Origin of the sequence: Chromohalobacter canadensis (assembly GCF_034479555.1) — a bacterium.
Classification (GTDB): Bacteria; Pseudomonadota; Gammaproteobacteria; order Pseudomonadales; family Halomonadaceae; genus Chromohalobacter; species Chromohalobacter canadensis.
Map to the genome: position 1 here is coordinate 25,764 of NZ_CP140151.1, position 22,217 is coordinate 47,980.

Below are 22,217 nucleotides of genomic sequence, written 5' to 3' on the forward strand. Positions count from 1 at the left end.
CAAGGCAGGGGTGCTGAGTCGATGATCCTGCTGGGGATCGATCCAGGGTCGCGCATCACCGGCTACGGTGTCGTCGATGTCTCCTCGGCGACGCCGCGGTACGTCGCCAGCGGCTGCATCCGCATCAAGAGTGACCAACTGGCCCAGAAGCTTGCCCAGGTATATGCCGGCATCGGCGAGTTGATCGGCGTGCATCGTCCGCATGAAATCGCCATCGAGCAGGTCTTCATGTCCAAGAATGCCGACTCCGCACTCAAGCTGGGGCAGGCACGCGGCACGGCCATCGTTTGCGCCGCCAATCATGGCCTCGAGGTTTTCGAGTACGCTCCTACCCAGATCAAGCAGGCGGTCACCGGTACCGGCGCGGGGACCAAAGATCAAGTACAGCATATGGTGACGGCGATTCTAGGGCTCGACGGCACGCCACAGGCCGATGCCGCCGACGCACTGGCCATCGCCCTGACGCATGCCTATGCCCGCCAGGGACGCTCGCTATCAGCGGCACGAGGGCGGCGTCGAAGCGGTTCCCGTCAGCGTTGGCGGGACTTTCGCCCCGACTGAGGCAGCGTGTGTCGAGTGCTGGTCAGTCGCAAGGCGGATCAGTATAGTGTCAACCCAGTCAATCGAAGGACTCGATGTGCATGATTGGACGCTTGCGTGGCACCCTGCTGGAAAAACAACCGCCGTGGATCGTCGTCGACGTCGGCGGCGTCGGCTATGAGTTGGAGACCTCTATGACCACCTTGCTGGCATTGCCGGCGGTGGGCGAAGAAGTGCAGCTCCACACGCATATGGCGGTGCGTGAGGACGCGCATCTGCTGTATGGCTTCGCACGCGGCGAAGAACGTCAACTTTTTCGCGCCCTGATCAAGGTCAACGGGGTAGGGCCCAAGCTTGCCTTGGCGATTCTCTCCGGCATGGATCAGGAAGCCTTCATCCGCTGCGTCATGGAAGACGACAGCAAGGCGCTGACACGCCTACCCGGCGTCGGCAAGAAAACCGCCGATCGCTTGGTCGTGGAAATGCGAGACCGCTTCCCCCATTGGCAACTCGAGCAGGAAAACGGGTTGCATGCCCTTGAGTTGGGTGCCTCACCCGCAGCACCTGCGGCCGATCCTTTCGCCGATGCGGAATCGGCCCTCGTCGCCTTGGGCTACAAACCCAACGAAGCCTCGCGCATGCTGTCCGGGCTGGACGCTAGCCTCTCCACGGAAGGCCTGATCAAAGCCGCCCTGACACGCAAGATGGCAGGTTAAGGACCGCGAATGATCGATACCGACCGTCTGATCGCGGCGCAACCTCAGGGCAGCGAGGTGCACGTGGATCATGCCATTCGTCCGCAGCGACTGGCCGAGTACATCGGCCAGCCCCGCGTGCGCGAGCAGATGGATATCTTCATCAGCGCGGCCCGTCAGCGCAGCGACAGCCTTGATCATACCCTGATATTCGGGCCACCTGGCCTTGGCAAGACCACGTTGGCCAACATCATCGCCGCCGAGATGGAGGTCGATATCAAATCGACTTCCGGCCCCGTGCTCGAGCGCGCCGGCGACCTCGCTGCCATGCTCACCAATCTGCAAGCCGGTGATGTGCTGTTCATCGACGAGATCCATCGCCTTCCCGCCTCGGTGGAAGAGGTGCTGTATCCCGCGATGGAGGATTATCAGCTCGATATCATGATCGGCGAAGGCCCCGCCGCGCGTTCCATCAAGCTCGACCTGCCTGCTTTCACCCTGGTGGGCGCTACCACGCGTGCGGGGCTGCTCACATCGCCGCTGCGCGATCGTTTCGGCATCGTACAACGACTGGAATTCTACGCAGTCGACGAGTTGACCGAGATCGTGGTGCGTTCGGCGCATTTGTTGGGGGTCGAGGCCGACCGTGAAGGTGCGGCCGAAATTGCCCGCCGCGCGCGGGGCACGCCACGCATCGCCAATCGTCTGCTGAGACGTGTGCGCGACTTCGCCGAAGTACGCGGCGACGGTCGCCTTAACGAAGAAATTGCCGATCAGGCTCTCAACATGCTGCATGTCGACCGCCATGGACTGGACCACATGGACCGACGTCTGTTGATGGCGATGATTGAGAAGTTCGATGGCGGCCCGGTCGGTGTAGACAGCCTGGCGGCCGCGATCAGCGAGGAACGCGACACGATCGAGGATGTCCTAGAACCGTACCTGATCCAGCAGGGGTTCATGATGCGCACCGCGCGTGGACGTGTGGTCACACGTCTAGCTTACGAACACTTCGGCCTGACGCCGACCGATGCCGTCGTGGCGCCGTCGCTTGACGACAGGCGACAGGAGGGCGATGCATGAGCGGTTTCACGCATACGCTCAAGGTCTATATCGAAGACACCGACGCCGGCGGCATCGTCTATTACGTCAACTATCTAAAATATATGGAGCGGGCACGCAGCGAGTGGCTCAACCACCACGGCCTGACCCAGCGCGACTTGCTCGCACAGGGTATCCAACTGGTCGTGCATCAATTGGAATGCCGTTATGCCAAGCCCGCCCACCTCGACGACGAACTGCACATCTCGGCGGACGTCGTCGAATCCACTGCCTGCCGCGCGACCTTCGCCCAGACAGTGACACGTCGCGGGGAACGACTGTGCGAGGCCCGGGTGGACATCGTCTGCCTGGAGGCTTCTCGGCTTAAACCCGTGCGTTGGCCGGATGCGCTGCAGCCGCTGATGCACGGATAAACCAAGCGAAACGAACTCTCAAGCGACACGAGGACTGCCGTGAACGACTCCATGTCCATTCCGCACCTGATCATGAACGCCAGCCTGATCGTTCAACTGGTCATGCTCCTGCTCCTGGCTGCCTCAATAGCCTCCTGGATCATAATTTTCCAGCGCAGCATCGCGCTGCGTCGCGCCGAAAAGGCCTATCAGGATTTCGAAGACAGTTTCTGGTCCGGCGTTGACCTCAACGACCTTTATCGCGACCTGCCCGCTGAACAAGAATCCCACGGCGCGGAGCACGTTTTCCGCTCCGGTTTTCGCGAATTCAACCGTCTGATGCCCAAGACCAACAGTACCGATGCAGTGCTAGAAGGCGTGCAACGTGGCCAGCGCGTCGCGCTGTCGCGTGAAGAAGACCGCCTGCAGCTGCATCTCACTTTCCTCGCCACGGTCGCTTCGGCAAGCCCTTATATCGGCCTGTTCGGTACCGTATGGGGCATCATGGGGTCATTCCAAAGCTTGTCGATGGCACAGCAGGCTACGCTGTCCACCGTCGCGCCCTGGATTGCGGAGGCGTTGGTCGCTACGGCCATGGGGCTGTTTGCCGCTATTCCCGCGGTGATCTTCTACAACCGGCTATCTGCCCATGCGGGACGCTTGCTCGGCAAATACGAAAACTTCGCCGAGGAATTCCACGCCATCCTGCACCGTAATCTGCAGGGGCGCAGCGAACGCGAAGCATCCTGAGGGAGGAAGCATGTACGGATCTTATCATCATCGCCAGCGGCGCAAGCCGATGGGCGAGATCAATGTCGTGCCGTTCATCGATGTGATGCTGGTGCTGTTGGTGATCTTCATGATCACCGCCCCCATGCTCAATCAGGGAGTCGATGTCGAACTGCCGCAGGTGTCGTCCGACCCCATCGATACCGAGGAGCAAGAGCCACTGATCGTGTCGGTGGATCGTGAGGGGCAGTATTTCATTTCCCTGGGAGATGAAGAGACCCCTGTCGCCCTCGATGAACTCGGGGAAAAGGTCAAGGCCATGCTAAGCCGAAATGCGAACACACCGGTCATGGTGCGTGGTGATCGTAATGTTGCCTACGGTCAGATCGTAACGTTGATGAGTACGCTGCAAGGGTCGGGAGTAGGCAACGTCGGGCTTATCTCCGAACCTCCTTCCGGTGAAGAGTGAGGCATCGACATGGCGAAACGTGAACGCCGTGTAGGCTATGGCTGGCCAGTGCTGTTGGCCATTGGTGTGCATGTGGCGGCACTGATGCTCACCATCATCAAATGGCCGGAAAGCGAGTCCGACCCAACCTCTTCATCGGTGGTCCAGGCGACGCTCGTTCGCGCTGAAACGGCGACGGACCAACCCCAGCAAACCGAGGATTCCACTCCGCCGGCTGCTCAGCCGGAACCGGAAGAAGACGCGCCGGAACCCGAGGAATCGACACCTTCCGAATCGTCCGAGGAACCAGCGGCCGATAACGAGGCCGAGGTGACGGATAGCGCAGTGGAAGAAGCCAAAGCCGAAGCACAGCGCTTGCAGGAAGAAGCGCAACGCGCGGCGGAACAGCGAGCCGAAGCCGAGCAGCAACGCCAGGAAGAAGCTGAAGCCGAGAGGCAGCGCCAGGAGGAAGCCGAAGCTGAGCGGCAACGCCAGGAGGAAGCCGAAGCTGAGCGGCAACGCCAGGAGGAAGCTGAAGCTGAGCGGAAGCGCCAAGAAGAAGCCGAAGCTGAGCGGCAGCGCCAGGAAGAAGCTGAAGCTGAGCGGAGGCGCCAGGAAGAAGCTGAAGCCGAGCGGAAGCGCCAAGAAGAAGCCGAAGCCGAGCGGAAGCGCCAGCAAGAGCTTGCCGAACGAGCGGCTCAGGCCAATGATTCATCACTGGACAGCATGATCAGTGATGAAGAACAATCCATTGCCAATGCCGAGCAGGCTCGGGAAGCCGCCAATGGCTTCAAGAACCTGGTTCGCCGATACGTCGAGCAAAACTGGAATGTACCGTCCAATGCGTCGTCGGAGTTACGCGCCATCGTGCGAATCCAATTACTGCCCACTGGCGAGCTGGTAAGCGCCACGATCACTCAAAGCAGTGGCAATTCCACTTTCGACCATTCCGTGATCAATGCCGTCGAAAAGGCGGCGCCGTTCCGTGAGATGCGCGAACTCGACGCTTCGGTAAAAGGTCAGTTCCGTGAATTCAATCTGGACTTCAACCCAGAGGATATCCGCTGATGAAACGACTCAAGCTTTGGACAGCCGCGCTGCTGCTGATGTTATGTGCCGGTGTGGCGCATGCCGAGCTGACCATCGAAATCACCAAGGGCAGCGATCAGGCCATCCCCATTGCCATCGTGCCGATGGAAGGGGGGGATGAACTACCACAGGAGGTCTCGCGCATCGTCGGCAATGACCTGGAACGCAGTGGTCGTTTCGAGCCATTGTCGCGTGATTCGCTGATCTCTCGTCCCAGCAGCAGCGATGATGTTTACTATCAGGATTGGCAGCAGCTGGATAGCGACTACCTGGTGGTAGGCAAGGTCGAGAACCAAGATGGCCAGTACCGTATCCAATATGAGCTTCTGGACGTCAATGGCGAAGATCGCATGCTCGGCGAGGTCGTAACCTCCAGTCGCGATCAACTGCGCGACAGCGCGCACTATATCAGCGATCAGATTTTTGAAGAGATCACCGGGATTCGTGGCGCTTTCTCGACGAGCATCGCCTATGTCACGGCCAATGGAGTCGATGACAACATCAAATATACTTTGAACATCGCCGATTCCGACGGGCACAACAATCAGGAAATTCTCTCCTCGGATGAACCCATCATGTCGCCGGCGTGGTCACCGGACGGTCGCAAGCTGGCCTATGTCTCGTTCGAGACGGGGCGGCCCTCCATCTATGTTCAGAATCTTTCGACAGGGCAGCGTATCCAGTTGACCTCTTTCGAAGGAATCAACGGTGCACCGGCGTGGTCACCGGATGGACGCAAGTTGGCAATGTCGCTTTCCAAGGATGGCCAGCCGGAGATCTACGTCATGGATGTAGGCTCGCGGAATCTCACGCGCCTGACACATAGCGATGCGATCGATACCGAACCCGAGTGGGCGCCGGACGGCCGTAGCCTGATTTTCACCTCCGACCGTAGTGGCAATCCGCAGATCTATCGCTACAACTTGGGTGAAGAGCAGGCCAAACGGATCACCTTCACTGGTAGCTATAATTCACGTGGCCGTTTCAACCCGGACGGTGATGCGATATTTATGGTGACCCGTGACGACGACGGTTTCCACATTGCTCGCCAGGATCTGGATACCGATCGCATGACGGTTCTCACCGATTCCAACTGGGACGAATCTCCCAGTGTCGCGCCGAATGGCACCATGGTAATCTTCGCCACGCAAGAAGGGACCCGCGGTGTATTGGGGGCCGTATCGGACGATGGTAGTGCTTCCTTCCGGCTGCCGTCGCCGCAAGGGGACGTGCGCGAACCTGCATGGTCACCCTTTTTAGACTAAACCGCGATAGAGTCATTTGACTTTCAAGCAAGGAGAAAACAATGCAATTCAAACCATATGCTCAAGGCCTCGCCGTCGCCATTTCACTCGCCGTTCTCGCGGGTTGTTCCAGCACTGGCGGCACGCAGGATGGCAGCATGGATGGCACGTCCGGAACAGGCGCCGGTGGCTCAGACTCCGCCTCCAGCCAAGGCATGGAAAGTGGACAAGGCACTTCAGGCAGCGAGATGGGCGACCGCAATGCCATTCCTGAAGAGCGCACTATCTACTTTGCCTTCGACCGCGACACTATTCGTCCGGAATTCGAGTCAGTACTCGAAGCGCATGCTCAATATCTCAAGAATCACCCCAACACCGATGTCGTCTTGGAAGGGCATGCCGACGAGCGTGGCACCCGCGAGTACAACCTGGGGTTGGGTGAGCGTCGTGCGCAAGCCGTCGAGCAGTACCTAAGCGTGGAAGGCGTCTCGTCGTCACAGGTCGAAATCGTCAGCTACGGCGAAGAACGTCCTGCGGCACGCGGTCACGATGAAGAGTCGTACGCCCAGAATCGCCGCGTCGTCTTTTCCTACTAAACGTCGACGGAGTCAGGTATGAAACACGGTCTGAAAAGACTGTGCGGCGCGGGAGCCCTGGTGCTCCCGCTGTCCGTATGGGCTCAGCCCTCGGTCGATGACTTGACCGACCAGTCCGACAATATCTATAGCCAGACCGCCGTGCGTGAAGAAACGGGCGGCGGTGGCGGCAATCTGGCCTTGTTCAATCAGTTGCAGGACAGCCAGCGCGAGATCAAGCAATTGCGCGGCCAACTCGAGGAACTGCGCTACCAGCTCGAACAGCAGAAGAAACTTTCGCAAGAACGGTTCCTGGATCTGGAAAAGCGCATCGAGGACATGGCGTCGCGCTCTGATTCCTCTCGGGATTCTTCCGGGGTCGATAGCGATGTCGCCGAGTCGGTCACCGGTAATGCCGATGCCAACGAATCGCCAGCAGGTGGCGCTCAAGAGGGCGCGTCAGGCAACCAAGGACGCGAAGATTATCAGGCGGCCTTCAAGAAGGTGCAGGCGCGTCAGTTCGATCAGGCAATCCAGGCCTTCGAAGATTTCATCGGCGACTACCCGAATTCCGATTTACGCCCCAACGCGCACTATTGGCTAGGCGAGCTGTATTCCGCGCAATCGCAATTGGACGCGGCCGCCGAATCTTTCCAGACGGTTATCGATGACTATCCCGACAGCAACAAGGTCGCGGATGCCCTCTACAAACTGGGATTGCTAAAAGCACGCCAAGGCCAGCCCGATGAAAGTACAACGCTCCTCGAGCGCGTCCGCGACGACTATCCTGATAGCAACGCGGCTGACATGGCCGAGGATTTCCTTAACCAGTCAGACTGATTGACGCCGCAAGATGGGGGATGCGTCATGGAATGCCATATCGATTATCATCCGCCAGCGAACCTGCTAGAGGGTCGTGTTGTCCTCGTGACTGGCGCGGGGGCGGGCATCGGGCGTGCTGCCGCGCGCTCTTTTGCCGAACACGGCGCCACTCTGGTACTGGTTGGGCGTACCCTGGCCAAGCTCGAAGCGGTCTATGATGAGATCGAAGCCGCCGGGGGACCGCAACCCGCGATTTTCCCGCTCAACTTCGAGGGTGCGACACTCAAGGAATATCGCGATCTGGCCAAGACACTGGAACGTGAGTTCGGACGTCTCGACGGTCTTCTACACAACGCCGGCTTGCTCGGGGAATTGACGCCTTTCGCGCACTACGACCCGGAACTTTGGGAACGGGTGATGCAGGTCAATGTCACCGGTCCGGTGTGGATGACGCAGGCGTTGCTGCCATTGCTCGAGGCATCCCGCGATGCCTCGGTGGTGCTGACTTCCTCGAGCGTCGGACGTAAAGGCCGCGCGCGCTGGGGCGCGTATTCGGTTTCGAAGTTCGCGACGGAAGGCTTCATGCAGGTGCTGGCCGATGAACTCGAGCCCACTTCGTCGGTACGTGTGAACACTCTTAACCCTGGGGCGACCCGCACGGCCATGCGGCAAGGGGCATATCCTGACGAGGATCCGGCGACATTACGCACACCGCTGGATATCATGCCGACTTACTTGTGGTTGATGGGCCCCGCCAGCCGGGGACATACGGGGCAGGCATTCGACGCTCAGCCGCCCAAAGGTGTGTCACCGGGAACCGCATAAGCAGTTCTGTCAACCTGGGCGGCCAACCGTTTCGTCTTCGCCGGGCCAAAGCGCTTGGGTCAAGCTTTCCGGCGTTTCGAACCAACGATCCACCGGCCAGGTATCCGGAGCTTCCTCGTCGCCGATATAACCATAACGTACCGCGATGGCGTGCATGCCTGCCGCCCGTGCCGCCTGCATGTCACGTAGATGATCACCGATGTACCAGCAATCACCAGGCGCGACGCCAAGACGACGCGCCGCCTCGAGTAGTGGTGCGGGATCGGGTTTCTTGAGCGGCAGGTCATCCGCGGCCACCAACACGCCCTGCGTCAGCCCCAGCGCCTCGACCAAGGGCGCGGCATAGGCGCGCGGTTTGTTGGTCACGATCCCCCAGGGGCGCCGGGTTTGGGTCCATACCTCAAGCAGAGGGGCGAGGCCGGGAAAAACGCGGCTATGCACGGCGACGTCGCGACCGTAGGCCTCGAGCAGGAAACGCCGAGCTTCGCCATGATCGGCATGCGCAGGCGCCAATCCCAGCGCCAGCTCCACTAGGGCACTGCCGCCGTTCGAGACTTGGGCGCGGATGGTCTCGTAAGGCAATGGCGCGAGTCCGTGATGTGTTCGCAAGGCATTGGTGGCTTGCGCCAGATCAGGCGCCGTGTCGACGAGCGTGCCGTCAAGATCGAAAAGCAACGCCGTCGGCCGGGCGTGGCTCATGGCGTCTCTCCTGTGCCCGTCCATTCCGGCGTGCAGTGCATCATGTAATTCACGGACACATCGTTGGCCACCAGGCGATAGCGCTTGGTCACGGGGTTGTAGGTCAGTCCGGTCTGACGACGCACGCGTAACCCGGCGTCACGACACCAGGCCGACAACTCCGCCGGGCGAATGAACTTGTTGTAGGTATGCGTCCCGCGGGGCAATAGCTGCAGCACATACTCGGCGCCTAGAATAGCGAACATATACGCCTTGGGATTGCGGTTGATGGTCGAGAAGAACAAGTGCCCGCCGGGTTTGACCAGCGTCGCGCATGCCCGCACGACCGCCGCCGGATCGGGAACATGCTCGAGCATTTCCAGGCAGGTGACGACATCGAACTCCCCAGGGTGCTGGGCCGCCATTTCCTCGGCGCTGATCTGACGGTAGTCGACCGCCACCTCACTTTCCTGCTGATGCAGGCGTGCGACGGCAAGCGGCGCTTCTCCCATGTCGATGCCCGTGACCCTAGCACCGCGATGGGCCATCGCTTCGCTAAGGATGCCGCCACCGCATCCCACATCGATGGCGGTCTTGCCCGCCAGGTTGGCCTGCTCATCGATGAAGTTCAGGCGCAGCGGGTTAATCTCATGCAGCGGCTTGAACTCGCTTTCAGGATCCCACCAGCGGCTGGCAAGCGCTTCGAACTTGGCGATCTCGGCGTGATCCACGTTGTTACCGAACGTCTCGCTCATGGGGTTTCCTCTTGGAGAAATGATCGAACCGATGCCACGGCATACGTATCGAAGTCTAATGTCTTTAAGTATCGTCACGTGCCGGCACGCAAATACTACACATTCTACAATGTTACGCGCGGATGTTGAGAGGCGCATTCTGCCAACCTGCAAGGCAGCTCGAACCTCTTTATCTGAATACCATCAAAGGAATGCCGAATCGTTGGCGCCGACGCGCTTTTCACTATGGCATACTGCCAACACTCGACCCTAGAACGCTAAGGAAGGATTCCTCATGATCAAGAAGGCCGTACTCCCCGTCGCTGGACTCGGCACACGTTGCCTACCAGCTTCCAAGGCCATTCCCAAGGAAATGATCACTATCGTCGACAAGCCGGTCATTCAATACGTCGTCGAGGAAGCGGTGGCTGCCGGCATCAAGGAAATCGTGCTGGTGACGCACTCCAGCAAAAGCGCCATCGAGAACCATTTTGACAAGAACTTCGAGCTCGAGGCGATGCTCGAGTCCAAGGGCAAGGATGAATTGCTCGCGGAAGTGCGCAACATCGTCCCCGAGGATGTGAGCATCATCGCCGTGCGCCAGCCGGTCGCTCTAGGCCTTGGGCACGCCGTGCTGTGCGCGCGGTCGGTGATTGGCGACGATCCATTTGCCGTGCTGCTGCCCGATGTGCTGGTAGATGCCGGCGATCTAGCGCAGAACGACCTGGCAGGGATGATCGAGGCTTTCGACAAGAGCGGTCAGGCACAGATCATGGTCGAAAACGTGCCGCAAGAAATGACTCACAAGTATGGGATCGTCGCGCTCGAGGGCGAGGCACCGGCTCCCGGCGATAGCGCACCGCTGACGGGCATGGTCGAAAAACCCAAGGTGGAGGAGGCGCCTTCCAGCCTGGCAGTGATCGGGCGTTATCTACTGCCGGCAGCCATCTTCCCGCTGCTGGCCGAAACCAAACCCGGTGCGGGGAATGAAATCCAGCTTACCGACGCCCTCGAGACCCTACGCCAGCAGCAGGGCGCCGAAGCTTATCGCATGCGCGGCAATACCTACGATTGCGGGCACCAACTAGGCTACCTGGAAGCCACACTGGCACTCGCCAAGCGCCATTCCCAGTATGGCGAAGGATTCCGCTCCCTGTTGGACCGCCACGCAAACGAGGGCTGATGCCATGCGCGTGAACGTGTATGGAAGCGAGCTATCGGCGGCCGTGGCGGCGGCAGCGCTTTCCTCGGTGGGGCACCAGGTCGACTGGTGCCCGCATCCCGAGGTGCCCTGGCAGCGACTGGAACATGCCGAATGGCTGCTTCGCGAACCGGGGCTCAAGTCCCAGATCGATGCGGGGTGTCGTTCGGGGCTGCTACGCCTGACCGATACGCCCACGCGGGAAGATGTCGAGATTCATTGGCTAGCGCTGGCTCCGGACCAGCGTGAATCCGCTGAAGCCTATGTGGCCGATATTCCCGCGGCGCAAAGCACCCCGCTGGTGATCGTCAATAATTCGACGTTTCCGGTCGGCCACACCGAACGCCTCGAGGCGTTGCTTGGCCACACCGGCCAAGCGGCCGTTGCCTTACCAGACATGCTGGAAGAAGGTCGTGCCTGGGAGACCTTCACCCGCCCGGCACGCTGGTTGCTCGGAAGCGAAGATCGCCAGGCCACCGCTCAGGTGCGCGAGCTGCTACGTGCTTTCAACCGTCGCCAGGACGTGTTCCAGCTCATGCCGCGCCGCGCCGCGGAGCTCGCCAAGCTGGCGATCATCGGCATGTTGGCGACACGCATAAGCTATATGAACGAGTTGGCGGGCCTAGCCGACTCGCTGGATGTCGATGTCGAACATGTCCGCCTGGGCATGGGCGCCGATAGCCGTATCGGTTTCGAGTACCTATATCCTGGCTGTGGCTTTGGCGGTCCCAGCTTCTCGCGTGATCTCATGCGGCTGGCCGATGTCCAGCATGCTTCCGGTCGCGAGTCGTTGCTGCTTGAGCATGTCCTCGACATCAACGAGCAGAAAAAAGAGACGCTGTTCCGCAAATTCTGGCACCACTTCCATGGCCAGCTTTTCGAGCGACGCGTCGCCATCTGGGGAGCGGCGTTCAAGCCTGGCACCACCCGCATCGATCAAGCGCCGGTGCTCACCTTGATCGATGCGTTGTTGGCGCAGGGCGTCAACGTCAGCATTCACGATCCCGAGGCGTTACCGGCTCTGCGTGAGCTCTACGAGCAGCATCCTCGTGTACGCTTTTGCGATGATGATTTTTACGCCGCTTGTGAAGAAGCGGATGCTCTGATGCTGGTCACCGAGTGGAAATGCTACTGGAATCCCAATTGGCGCCGACTAAGCGAACTCATGACCACGCCATTGATCCTGGATGGTCGCAATATCTACGATCCCGATTATGTCGCGTCACGTGGCTTGATCTATCGTGGTATCGGTCGACGAGCGGATCCGCCCAACGCCTGAACGATGCACGCTCCGTCGAAGCGGAGCGTGCTATTTCGATGGCCAATCAATCATTGAAGTTCTGGGAGATGAAGTCCCAGTTGATGACGTTCCACACCGCGTCCAGGTATTTTGGACGCGCGTTGCGATAATCGATGTAATAGGCATGCTCCCAGACATCGATGGTCAACAGAGGCGTTTGGCCATGCGCGATGGGGCAGTCGGCATCGTCGGTGTTGCTGATGTCCACGCCGCCATCGGCGGTCTTGATCAACCAGGTCCAACCAGAGCCGAAATTACCCACCGCTTTGGCATTGAACGCTTCCTTGAACTGCTCGAAGGAACCGAACGTCGCTTTGATCGCATCGCCCAACGCGCCCTTGGGTTCGCCGCCACCCTGGGGGGAGAGGCAGTGCCAGTAGAAGGTATGGTTCCATACCTGAGCCGCTTGATTGAACATGGCACCGGAAGCCGATTGAATGATCTCTTCGAGTGATTTGTCGTCGTAGGCGGTACCCTGGGTCAGCTCGTTGAGCTTGTTCACGTAGGCTTGATGGTGTTTACCGTAGTGATACTCCAGCGTTTCGGCGGAGATATGCGGTTCGAGCGCGTTTTTCTCATACGGCAAGGCAGGCAGTTCGAACGCCATGATGTGCTCCTTTTATCGTGATCGGCCAAGAAGTAACCCAGGACCACAGAGGCATCTCAGCGTGAAGCGTTTTACTATCGTGGTCACTCTATTCACTAAAAAACCTTACAATACCAAGTATCTGCGTTCTAAGCCGCGCCCGGTATCTTAGCACCGGCCCCGGTAAGCGCCAATTTCGCTACATTCGTGTGATACGCCAGGGCATTGATAAATAACGTAGTCGAGACGAGAGCCGAGCATGTCTGAACGATCGGAAGGAACACGCCAGGAACCACGTATCGTGCCCGAGCGCGATACCGACCCCATCGCCGAAGGGCGCCTCGACAGCCGTCCACGCCGTGCCAGCAGCGGGACACGGCGTCGACGCACACGCGTCTGGCCATTGTGGTGCCTGACGTTACTTCTCATCGTCGCTCTGGCGGGAATCACGAGTTTTTACTGGCAAGAACGACAAGCCTGGCAAACTCGGTTTTCCAACCTCGAAGCACGGCAAAACAGCTTGACCGACCGCCTTGACGCCACGGGCAGCTCGCTGGATGCCTCCGGCGATAGCTTACGCTCCGAACTGGACCGGCTGCGCTCCCAATTGGATGCCTCCCGCGCCGTAATCGGCAACCTGGAAAACAAGGTTAGCGAGCTGGAGGATGGCACGGGGGCGAGTAGCGCCCTGGAAGACTTGCGCGACAGGCAAGACACGCAACAAACGCTCATTGCCGCTCAACAGTCCTCACTCAAGGCCCTGGAAAGCACGGGCGAAGATGCGCGCGCCACCTTGTCGTCACGCTTGGAGTCGCTCTCCTCGCGCCAGGAAGAGCAGGGCAGTGGGCTGGAGACGCTGACACAACGTCTTGATGAGCTGGCCGACACACGTCAGGCCCGTGGCGAAACGCTTGACGACCTGCAAGAGAACCTCGACGATCTGAGCGCTCGGGTCGCGTCACTATCCGGCGATCACGATGAAGTCGCCAATGAGGTCGCTAGCATTCAGGACGATCTACGGGAACTTCGCCAGGGACAATTGGCTCTCAATGCCAATGTGGAAGCACTTTCCGCTTCTCAATAATGTCGCTGTCGACTAATCACGCGATCTCACGACAAGGATTGAGTCATTGGAAATCAGCCGAGATCAACGCCCGGGTTTTATCGCCCCTTCACTGGTGGACGTTGTCGATCCGCAACGCAGGGGAGGCTGACGTCGATGCGCCATTCCATGACACGGCGCATCCTGTGGGGAGCGGCATTGAGTGTCGTTACGTCCAGTGCTCACGCTCTAGACGCGTCCGTTGAGGGGCTTGAAGGCCCTGCCGCCGACAATGTCGTCACTTTTCTGCGCGCGGTCGATACCCAGGACATCAGCGAGGAACGTCTGGACAGCGAGGTCCGCGATCGAACCCAACGGGCGTTGCGAGCCTTCGGCTATTACTCACCTCAGATCGAGACGGCGTATCCCGACGGCACGTTCGATGCCGACGCCGTTATCACCATCGACCCTGGGCCTCAGACACACATCACTCAGCTCGACATGGGTATCGATGGCGAGGCCCACGAGGATAGCGCCTTTCAGAGCGCACTCGATCAGGTGGCGCTCAAGGAAGGCGATGCATTACGCCATGACCGTTATGAAAGCGCTAAGAGCCGCTTTTCCACATTGGCGCTCGAACGTGGCTATTTCGATGCCGGCTTTACTCAGCGACGGATGGAAGTGCGCCCCTGGGAGGCCAGTGCCCGTATTTTCCTGAGGATGGATAGCGGGCCGCGTTATCATTTCGGCAACATTCGTTTTTCGGGAAGCCAGATCGAAGAGGCCCGCCTGCGCCGCATGCTGCCGTTTGAAGACGGCGATCCTTATCTGGCCGGACAACTGGCCGAGTACAACCAACGTCTGGGCGAAACCGACTGGTTTCGTGGCATCGCTGTGCGCCCACGCATCGACAGCGGCGGGCGTGGCGCGAATAGCGGACAATGGTGGCAAGAAGCCACCGGGCGCAGGCCCCCTTTAACGAGTGGCCCAGGCCTTGCCGCCGTGCGCCAACTCCATGGCCAGCAGCGCACCGACGTACCGGTCGACGTCGATGTCATTCCCGCCGACCGCCATAAGTTCGAAACCGGGATCGGCTATGCCACCGATGTGGGGCCACGCGTTCAATTCAGTTGGGACATGCCCTGGCTCAATGAGCGTGGGCACAGTCTCTCGAATGCCTTGTACCTCTCGGGGCCAGAGCAGCGCTTCGACGGTGAGTATCTGATGCCACTGGCCAACCCACTGCGCGATAGCTACCGCCTTGGCTATGGTCTACGTAAACTCGACAACGAGGACACGCAGAGCCTAGAGAGTTCGGTCGAGCTGGCACGGCGCTGGAAATTCGACAACGACTGGGTGCAAGAACTCTATTTTCGTACCACGTACGAGGATTTCACCCAGGCGGACCAGGACGAACAAGTCCTGCTGCTTTATCCAGGCATCAGCTGGACCCGTACTCGCACGCGGCAACCCAATTTCCCCATGTGGGGCGATCGGCAGCGACTGGCGTTGGAGGTTTCCGACCCCAAGTGGGGGTCTGACGCGCGCTTCTTGCGTACCACGTTCGACTCGCAATGGATTCGCACACTGGGGCAGGACAATCGCTTCGTCGGCCGCGTCGGCGGTGGCGCCATGGCCACCGATACCTTCGACAAGATTCCTCCGTCACTGCGTTTCTTCGCCGGTGGCGACCAGAGTGTGCGCGGCTACAGCTACGAGAGCTTATCGCCGGAGAACGACGACGGCGAACTGCTCGGTGGCCAGCACATGTTGACCGCCAGCGCCGAGTACCAGCGTCGGGTCACCGGCAACTGGTGGGGGGCAACCTTCATCGATACCGGCAACGCCTTCAATGAATGGTGGCCCGAGGAACTCAAGACCGGTGCCGGTATCGGTGTGCGGTGGATCTCGCCCGTGGGGCCCGTACGTTTCGATATCGCCCATCCTTTCGATAATGAGGAGGACGCGTGGCGTCTGCACTTCGCCATCGGACCGGAATTCTGATCCGTGCACTGATTTACGTACCACTGTGGCTCTTGGGACTGGTGTTGTTGTTGCTCGGGGTGGCGTTGTCGCCCTGGGGAACCGCATGGCTGGCCGATCAAGGCCAGTCACGCGGCTGGTATGAGGTCGAGGAGGTAAAGGGAGCGCCGCTGGACACGCTGACGTTACGTGGCCTGCATCTCGATGTCGGCCCTCTTACCCTCGATGTCGAGCGCTTGCACCTGAGCTGGGCCGACGATTGTCTGCTGGACGGCAAACTCTGTCTTCAGGGGCTGCAAGTCGAGGGCGCACACATTGTGTTGGCGTCCGGCAATGCGAGTGACGATTCCCAGTCTGATGCATCGTCCGGGGGGGGAATGCCCGCACTCTGGTTTCCGTTTCCCATCGAGATACGCGCGCTCGGACTCGAGGACGTACGCGTCGACCTGGCAGATGGTACGCAACTGCAATGGGATGACTTCACCACCGGTGCGCGCGTTTCCGGCAACGACCTTACATTACTGCCAACCCGCCTGGAGGGGACGCAACTCTACCTGCCGATGAGCGAAGGGCAGCGTCTGACCCAAGGGGTGGCATCGCCGGCCATTCCTGCAGGTACTATCGATGCGGCCTCACAGGCGGCGGGGGACAGCTCTGCCGAGGAATCCGCAACCGATGAAGCGCCTGTGGCTGAGAGCGAGGCATCCGATAACGACGCCGAACGCCGCTTGGCGTTGCCCGAGATCGAATTGCCACTCGATATTCGAGCCCCGAGCCTGGTGGTCGACGACTTTCAGTTGCGTGGCGCGACATCCTATAACCTGACGCAGGCGACGCTGTCGCTATCCACCCAAGGCAGCGATGTCGCCATTCATCGGCTAAACGTTCGCAGCGATGACGGTGAGGCGGAACTTGCCTTGCAGGCAACACTAACCGGCGATTATCCCCTCCACGGCCGCCTGGAAACGCATATCGCACGAGCTCCGTTGGCCGGTCAGCGGGCATCATTGACGCTGGACGGCTCCCTGGCCGATCTGGCGCTCGACCTCGACGCCAGTGGTCCCGTCACGGCCACGCTGACGGGCAAGGTGGATGCGTTGGCACCAACCTTGCCATTCGGTCTGTCGCTCGATGCCAGTGACATCACTTGGCCACTGGCGGGCACGCTCACCGCGCCTGAACTTGCTGCGGGAGGGCGTCTGGATGCCGCCGCAGTGTCGGCATCACAACACGTAGGCGCAGGCAAGGCCGCCTATCGACTCGACACGCTCGACCTCGACGCCGATGGCTCCCTGGAGGATTATCGAGTCGCACTCGACTTGACGGCACGCGGGGACGGTCTTCCCGAAAGCCGCCTGACGCTCGATGGCCGTGGCGACGCCTCACACTTCGCCTGGTTGCCGCTCACGCTCAAGGCCGAGGGCGGTACCTTGAGCGGTCGTGGCCAAGTGGATTGGGCCTCGGCGCTAACGGTGGAAAGCGACCTCCAACTCGACAAGCTCCCCATTGGCGCCTTCACCGAGGCCGTGGACGGAACCCTCAATGGTCAGGCACGCGTCAGCTTCGATATGCAGCCTCAAGGCTGGCGACTGCGCATACCACAGCTGGCCATCGACGGCACCTTGCAAGATAGGGCCTTGCGCTTGAACGCCAAGCTCAGTGGCAATAGCCAGATGCAATGGGCAATCGATCAGCTCGACCTTCGCCAAGGCGATAACCGCATCACCGCGGAAGGCACTATCGGACAGCGTCTGGACCTGCGCAGTCGTATCGAGGCACCGCGACTCTCGACGCTGTGGCCCGGGCTCGGTGGCGCCTTGCAGGGTGATCTCGACGCCCAAGGCTCCCTCGAGTCGCCACGTCTCGATCTTGACATGACCGGCGAGGCGCTGCGCTACCAGACGCAACAACTCGAGTCCCTGTCACTAAAGGCGCATAGCGAAGGGATCGACGACCCGCGCGTGGAGGCCAATGTGTCTATCGAAGGGCTCGAGGCCGGTGGTCAACGTGTCGACGCTCTGAGCGTCGCGCTGGCAGGGCGCCTCTCCCAGCACACACTGGAGCTCGACACTCAACTGGGAAGCGGCCTGCCGCTCTCGCGGGCGAACCTCATCCTCGACGGTCAGTACGATGCAGACGCTCAGCGCTATCGTGGGTCGCTGGCGCCGCTCGAGCTTGCGACCGAATACGGCGATATCACGCTCGATGACGCCCTGGACTTCGATGCCGATGTCGCCACCCAGCGCGTGACGCTCGCGCCGTTCTGCCTGGTGCGCCAGCAAGGAGGCGAAGCGTGTCTCGTCGACCAGGCGCGGCTTTCCGCCGATACCGGCGACGCTGCACTGGCTTTGCGCGACATTCCCATGGACCTGCTTGCCGACACACTGCCGTCGGGCTGGCGCGTAGACGGCAAGACCCAGGGTGAGGCCAATCTGAGCTGGCAACAGGCGGGCCAGCAGTGGCATGCCGAGGGGCAGATCGATAGCCAACTGGATGTCACCGGCGAAGATGCTCGTGGCAACCCCTGGGAACTGCCGGACAGCCGCCTCGCGGCAACGTTCGATGCCACGCCATCTCGTGCCGATACACGCCTGACACTCGATCAGGGCGACACCGGGCAACTGGCGCTGTCGTTAGGGATTGACGATCCGCTGGGCGAGGCCGCCTTGGAAGGGCGCCTGCAAGTCAATGACATCGCCTTCGCTCCGTATCGTGCCCTCGTCGAAGGCTTGTCCGACCTCGAAGGGGCGCTCGCCGGCGATGTCACCTTCGCAGGGACATTGCGCCAACCCAGTCTCGATGGCGAGCTCACCGCCAAGGGCGTGAAAGCACGTGGCCCGGCCATTCCCGTCGCGATACGCGATGCCCGTCTTGGCATCGACTTCGCCGGACAACGTGCCGACCTCGACGGGTTCGTGGCCGGTGAGACAGGGCGGTTGAACCTGGAGGGTGAGGCCGGTTGGCAGGATCCCTCGGCTTGGCAGGCGCGTCTAGGCATCGAGGGGCAAGACGATCCGTTGCAGGTCAGCCTGCCAGACTTCGGGCGGTTGCGTGTCGCCCCGGATCTGCGTGTCGACGCCACCCCGGATCGCTTGCGTGTACGTGGCGATGTCGATGTTCCCTGGGCGCGCTTGGAGGTCGGCAAGATTCCGCCTTCCGCAGTGGCACCGAGTAGCGACGAGGTCATCATCACGCGCGAGGAGGATGCTGCCCAGCAAGAAGCCGCAGCATCGGGCGAGCAGAGCGAAGCCACGGCCCAAGCGCTCTCCGAGGCCGGTATGGCACTGGATATCAGCATCATGCTGCATCTCGGCCCGGACATGAGCCTCGAGGCCTATGGCCTCGAGACACAGTTGGCAGGCCAGCTCGAAGTACGCCAGGGCAGCGGGCCCGTGCAGTTGTTCGGCGATGTCAACTTGGTCGACGGCAGTTATACCGCGTTCGGGCAGGACTTGGTCATTCGTCAGGGGCAGATTCTGTTCAGCGGGCCGGCGTCCCAGCCGCGTCTGCAGTTCGAGGCGATTCGCAACCCCGATACCATCGAGGACGACGTGACCGCCGGGCTACGCGTCACGGGCCGTGCGGAGAATCCCCAATTGAGCATTTTCTCGGAACCCGCGATGTCCGAGAGCCGGGCCCTTTCCTATCTTCTCAGGGGTCGAGCGCCGGGCGACGACGGTGGCGATGGCGCGCTGACCTCGGCGCTGATCGGGCTCTCGCTGTCGCAGAGCGGCCGCGCCGTGGGCCAGCTCGGCCAGGCATTCGGTGTCGACGATTTAAGCCTCGACACCTCGGGCTCAGGCGAGGATAGTCAGGTCGTCGTCAGTGGCTATGTCTTCGATGACTTGAAAGTTGGCTATGGCGTTGGCATTTTCTCCCCCATCGCCGAGCTGACACTGCGCTACCGATTGATTCAGAACCTGTATCTGGAAGCGGTATCCGGCGCGGCTCAGGCACTCGATTTGATCTATACCTTCAGCCTCGGGCGCAGCAGCGCTTCGCCTTGAGGCCACTGCCGCATGGACACGCGGCATTGCGGCCAATGTCGAGGCGACGCCACTGGGCATCGCCGTCGACATAGAACCACTGGTCGGCATGGGTGGCGAAACGAAAGCGGCTGGTTTCGGTAAGACGCTGAAAGCCATTGGCGTCGATGAAATCGGCACTGAACGTCACCGTGCCTGTCGCGCCTTGTTGGGTGCTGTCATGGATGATCAGCTTCAGCCAGCATGCCTCGTGCGTGGCCAGTGAGTCACGGGTGGGGCATGTGGTGGGCTCCCAGGTAGCGATCAATGCATCATATGCATCGCACGCGAAGGCGCTATAGCGTGCCCGCATCAGCGCCTCGGGTGTCTTCGCCCGGCGCGGATCCTCATGGATCGGCGCACAGCATTCATCGAAGCGCCGTGGCTGCCCGCAGGGGCAGGTGTCGAACGCTTTTTTACTCATCGTCATGCGAGATTTTCCCTATGTGGCCACAAGAATCGCTCGAGCTTCCCACGCCGGAAACGGCACTCAAGGGGCGTGATACGCCCATACGTATTAGCGGCACTCATTATGTCAACGGTCGCTCGATGTTGTCGCCGTTCCCAGAAGGGCATGAAGAAATCGTGCTAGGACTGGGTTGCTTCTGGGGGGCCGAGCGCCTGTTCTGGGAAATGCCGGGTGTCTACGTGACGGCGGTAGGTTACGCCGGCGGCTATACGCCCAACCCAACCTATGAAGAAACCTGCACTGGGCATACCGGACACGCCGAGGTGGTCCACGTCGTGTTCGACCCCACCGAAATCGGGCTACCCGAATTGCTGCGTGCTTTCTGGGAGGCGCACGATCCGACGCAAGGCATGCAACAAGGCAACGACATCGGCAGCCAGTACCGCAGCGTCATCTACACCACGGATGAGTTACACCGCCCCCTGGTCGACAAGAGCTGGCAAGAATACGACCAGGCCCTTCGTCAGCAAGGTTTGGGGCATGTCACCACAGAAGTCGCACCGCTCGAGGCTTTTTACTACGCGGAAGAGTATCACCAGCAGTATCTGGCCAAGAATCCGGCCGGGTATTGTGGCCTCAAGGGCACCGGGGTGGCTTGCCCGGTAACGTGAAGCCTAGCTGTTCCTTAGTTGGGCCCCGCCGCCAGCGAGCGGTGGGGCACCAAATGCTCGGCCCAGCATTCCAGCTGCCATGCGACACGCCGCGCCAGCCAAGAGCCGAGTCGGCCCTGGCAGGACTCGACGAAGCCGACATGCCCGCCCTGGCGGGCGATTTCCAGTCGCACGGCATCGCCCGGGGCTGGCAGCCGGGAGAACAGATCGGCGGGCATAAAGGGGTCATCTGCGGCGTGTAAAATCAGGGTCGGCAGTTCTATGTCGCCCAACAGACGGCCGGCGGAAGCGCGCCGATAATAGTCACTGGCCGACTGAAAGCCGTGTAAGGGGGCTGTGACCGCGTTGTCGTATGCCCAGAACGTCTCCAGGCCCGCGAGCTGTCGCGCGCTGAGCGTTATCGGCAGGGGGCCGGCCGCCAGCTTGGTGGCGACCTTGCGTTTGAGGGCGTGGAGCAAATGACGCTGATAGACGCGGGCAAAGCCGCGGTTGAGGGCATCGGCACTAGCCGCTAGATCGAGTGGCGCACTGATGGCGATAGCTCCGGCCAGATCGAGTCCGTCGCCGCCTTGCTCGGCCACCAACTTGAGAAGCATGTTGCCCCCCAGTGAAACACCGGCCGCCACTTTGATGGCGCGTGGATAACGTAGCGCCAACTGTCCGATGACCCAATAGGCATCCGCCGTATCGCCCGAATGATAGGCTCGGGCAAGCCGATTGGGCGCCTGCCCACAGCCACGAAAGTGCATCAATACCGCCCGCCATCCCATCTCACTCGCCGCGCACATCAACTCGCGTGCATACGGGGAGTCGAACGATCCTTCCAAACCATGAAACAGCACGAACACCGGTGCGTCCGCTCGTGTGGGGGCCGGCTGGGCCCAGGCCAGCTCGACGAAGTCGCCATCGGGTAGGTTAATAATTTCCGTTTCACGCGCCAGCGGAGGCAAACGGAGAAAGCGGGGCAACAGGGTCTGCACATGGCGATTACCCAGCCCTCGTGGCGCACAAAAATCAGCGGAAAATAGCGTACGTGACATCGGCGTGACTCTTGTGAATCTATCTGTAGCTTAGGCGCTGTCTGAAAAGTCGGCGAGCGAAGGACAGACAAGGCAAAAATCGGCGAAAGAGCGGAGTTTACGCGTTGTAAATGAGCATCTTGAGTCG

The 22,217-nt window shown here is 60.6% G+C and carries 22 protein-coding genes; 17 read left to right on the forward strand and 5 right to left on the reverse strand.

What is annotated here, in order from left to right:
- Positions 1 to 21 precede the first annotated feature (21 nt).
- The 11 genes from ruvC (at position 22) to SR908_RS00165 (ending at position 8,421) form a co-directional block, all read left to right on the forward strand.
- Positions 22 to 561: a crossover junction endodeoxyribonuclease RuvC gene (gene ruvC / locus SR908_RS00115; RefSeq protein WP_246921882.1), complete on the forward strand. Its 540-nt coding sequence runs from the start codon at positions 22 to 24 to the stop codon at positions 559 to 561.
- A gap of 80 nt (positions 562 to 641) precedes the next feature.
- Positions 642 to 1,256, forward strand: a complete 615-nt coding sequence (gene ruvA / locus SR908_RS00120; protein WP_246921884.1) for a Holliday junction branch migration protein RuvA — start codon at positions 642 to 644, stop codon at positions 1,254 to 1,256.
- A gap of 9 nt (positions 1,257 to 1,265) precedes the next feature.
- The gene (gene ruvB / locus SR908_RS00125; protein WP_097023714.1) at positions 1,266 to 2,318 is read left to right on the forward strand and encodes a Holliday junction branch migration DNA helicase RuvB; all 1,053 of its coding nucleotides are present in this window, start codon (positions 1,266 to 1,268) and stop codon (positions 2,316 to 2,318) included.
- Positions 2,315 to 2,710, forward strand: coding sequence for a tol-pal system-associated acyl-CoA thioesterase (gene ybgC, locus SR908_RS00130; RefSeq protein ID WP_097023713.1), 396 nt, complete (start codon positions 2,315 to 2,317; stop codon positions 2,708 to 2,710). Before ruvB ends, ybgC begins: the two co-directional genes overlap by 4 nt.
- Positions 2,711 to 2,761: 51 nt before the next feature.
- Positions 2,762 to 3,439, forward strand: a complete 678-nt coding sequence (tolQ, locus tag SR908_RS00135; protein WP_179703103.1) for a protein TolQ — start codon at positions 2,762 to 2,764, stop codon at positions 3,437 to 3,439.
- Positions 3,440 to 3,449: 10 nt separating this feature from the next.
- A complete protein-coding gene (gene tolR, locus SR908_RS00140; protein ID WP_097023711.1) occupies positions 3,450 to 3,887 on the forward strand; it encodes a protein TolR in 438 nt (145 codons plus the stop codon).
- Between the two features lie 9 nt (positions 3,888 to 3,896).
- Positions 3,897 to 4,934: a cell envelope integrity protein TolA gene (tolA, locus tag SR908_RS00145; protein ID WP_246921887.1), complete on the forward strand. Its 1,038-nt coding sequence runs from the start codon at positions 3,897 to 3,899 to the stop codon at positions 4,932 to 4,934.
- Positions 4,934 to 6,220: a Tol-Pal system beta propeller repeat protein TolB gene (gene tolB, locus SR908_RS00150; protein WP_246921889.1), complete on the forward strand. Its 1,287-nt coding sequence runs from the start codon at positions 4,934 to 4,936 to the stop codon at positions 6,218 to 6,220. Before tolA ends, tolB begins: the two co-directional genes overlap by 1 nt.
- A gap of 41 nt (positions 6,221 to 6,261) precedes the next feature.
- A complete protein-coding gene (gene pal / locus SR908_RS00155; RefSeq protein WP_246921891.1) occupies positions 6,262 to 6,795 on the forward strand; it encodes a peptidoglycan-associated lipoprotein Pal in 534 nt (177 codons plus the stop codon).
- An 18-nt stretch (positions 6,796 to 6,813) separates the two neighbouring features.
- Positions 6,814 to 7,614, forward strand: a complete 801-nt coding sequence (gene ybgF / locus SR908_RS00160) for a tol-pal system protein YbgF (protein WP_246921893.1) — start codon at positions 6,814 to 6,816, stop codon at positions 7,612 to 7,614.
- A 27-nt stretch (positions 7,615 to 7,641) separates the two neighbouring features.
- Positions 7,642 to 8,421 carry a YciK family oxidoreductase gene (locus SR908_RS00165; protein ID WP_246921895.1) on the forward strand — a complete coding sequence of 260 codons (780 nt, stop codon included), beginning with the start codon at positions 7,642 to 7,644 and terminating at the stop codon, positions 8,419 to 8,421.
- A 9-nt stretch (positions 8,422 to 8,430) separates the two neighbouring features.
- Here the strand turns inward: SR908_RS00165 and SR908_RS00170 are convergent, their stop codons facing one another.
- Both SR908_RS00170 and ubiG read right to left on the reverse strand, forming a co-directional pair.
- Complete coding sequence (locus tag SR908_RS00170) at positions 8,431 to 9,120, reverse strand: HAD-IA family hydrolase (RefSeq protein WP_246921897.1); 690 nt, start codon at positions 9,118 to 9,120, stop codon at positions 8,431 to 8,433.
- The gene (ubiG, locus tag SR908_RS00175; protein ID WP_246921899.1) at positions 9,117 to 9,854 is read right to left on the reverse strand and encodes a bifunctional 2-polyprenyl-6-hydroxyphenol methylase/3-demethylubiquinol 3-O-methyltransferase UbiG; all 738 of its coding nucleotides are present in this window, start codon (positions 9,852 to 9,854) and stop codon (positions 9,117 to 9,119) included. Before ubiG ends, SR908_RS00170 begins: the two co-directional genes overlap by 4 nt.
- 274 nt (positions 9,855 to 10,128) lie before the next feature.
- Between ubiG and galU the strand changes: the two genes are divergently transcribed.
- Together galU and SR908_RS00185 are read left to right on the forward strand one after the other, a co-directional pair.
- Positions 10,129 to 11,016: a UTP--glucose-1-phosphate uridylyltransferase GalU gene (galU, locus tag SR908_RS00180; protein ID WP_097023704.1), complete on the forward strand. Its 888-nt coding sequence runs from the start codon at positions 10,129 to 10,131 to the stop codon at positions 11,014 to 11,016.
- Between the two features lie 4 nt (positions 11,017 to 11,020).
- Positions 11,021 to 12,313: a nucleotide sugar dehydrogenase gene (locus SR908_RS00185; protein ID WP_246921901.1), complete on the forward strand. Its 1,293-nt coding sequence runs from the start codon at positions 11,021 to 11,023 to the stop codon at positions 12,311 to 12,313.
- 46 nt (positions 12,314 to 12,359) lie between these two features.
- Here the strand turns inward: SR908_RS00185 and SR908_RS00190 are convergent, their stop codons facing one another.
- The gene (locus SR908_RS00190; protein ID WP_178998657.1) at positions 12,360 to 12,941 is read right to left on the reverse strand and encodes a superoxide dismutase; all 582 of its coding nucleotides are present in this window, start codon (positions 12,939 to 12,941) and stop codon (positions 12,360 to 12,362) included.
- 238 nt (positions 12,942 to 13,179) lie between these two features.
- Here SR908_RS00190 and SR908_RS00195 point away from each other — a divergent pair, with 238 nt between their 5' ends.
- From SR908_RS00195 to tamB, 3 genes are all read left to right on the forward strand, one after another.
- Positions 13,180 to 14,004 carry a hypothetical protein gene (locus SR908_RS00195; protein WP_246921904.1) on the forward strand — a complete coding sequence of 275 codons (825 nt, stop codon included), beginning with the start codon at positions 13,180 to 13,182 and terminating at the stop codon, positions 14,002 to 14,004.
- A 135-nt stretch (positions 14,005 to 14,139) separates the two neighbouring features.
- Complete coding sequence (tamA, locus tag SR908_RS00200; protein ID WP_246921906.1) at positions 14,140 to 15,966, forward strand: autotransporter assembly complex protein TamA; 1,827 nt, start codon at positions 14,140 to 14,142, stop codon at positions 15,964 to 15,966.
- Positions 15,930 to 19,952 carry an autotransporter assembly complex protein TamB gene (gene tamB, locus SR908_RS00205; RefSeq protein WP_246921908.1) on the forward strand — a complete coding sequence of 1,341 codons (4,023 nt, stop codon included), beginning with the start codon at positions 15,930 to 15,932 and terminating at the stop codon, positions 19,950 to 19,952. The genes tamA and tamB overlap by 37 nt, the downstream gene beginning before the upstream one ends.
- Here the strand turns inward: tamB and SR908_RS00210 are convergent.
- Positions 19,921 to 20,400 (reverse strand): YchJ family protein, encoded by a 480-nt coding sequence (locus SR908_RS00210; RefSeq protein ID WP_246921910.1) that lies wholly within the window; start codon positions 20,398 to 20,400, stop codon positions 19,921 to 19,923. The genes tamB and SR908_RS00210 overlap by 32 nt on opposite strands.
- 14 nt (positions 20,401 to 20,414) lie before the next feature.
- Here SR908_RS00210 and msrA point away from each other — a divergent pair, with 14 nt between their 5' ends.
- Positions 20,415 to 21,050 carry a peptide-methionine (S)-S-oxide reductase MsrA gene (gene msrA / locus SR908_RS00215; RefSeq protein ID WP_097023698.1) on the forward strand — a complete coding sequence of 212 codons (636 nt, stop codon included), beginning with the start codon at positions 20,415 to 20,417 and terminating at the stop codon, positions 21,048 to 21,050.
- A gap of 14 nt (positions 21,051 to 21,064) precedes the next feature.
- Here the strand turns inward: msrA and SR908_RS00220 are convergent, their stop codons facing one another.
- On the reverse strand, positions 21,065 to 22,090 hold the full coding sequence (locus SR908_RS00220) for a hydrolase (RefSeq protein WP_246921912.1): 1,026 nt from the start codon (positions 22,088 to 22,090) through the stop codon (positions 21,065 to 21,067).
- Positions 22,091 to 22,217 lie beyond the last annotated feature (127 nt).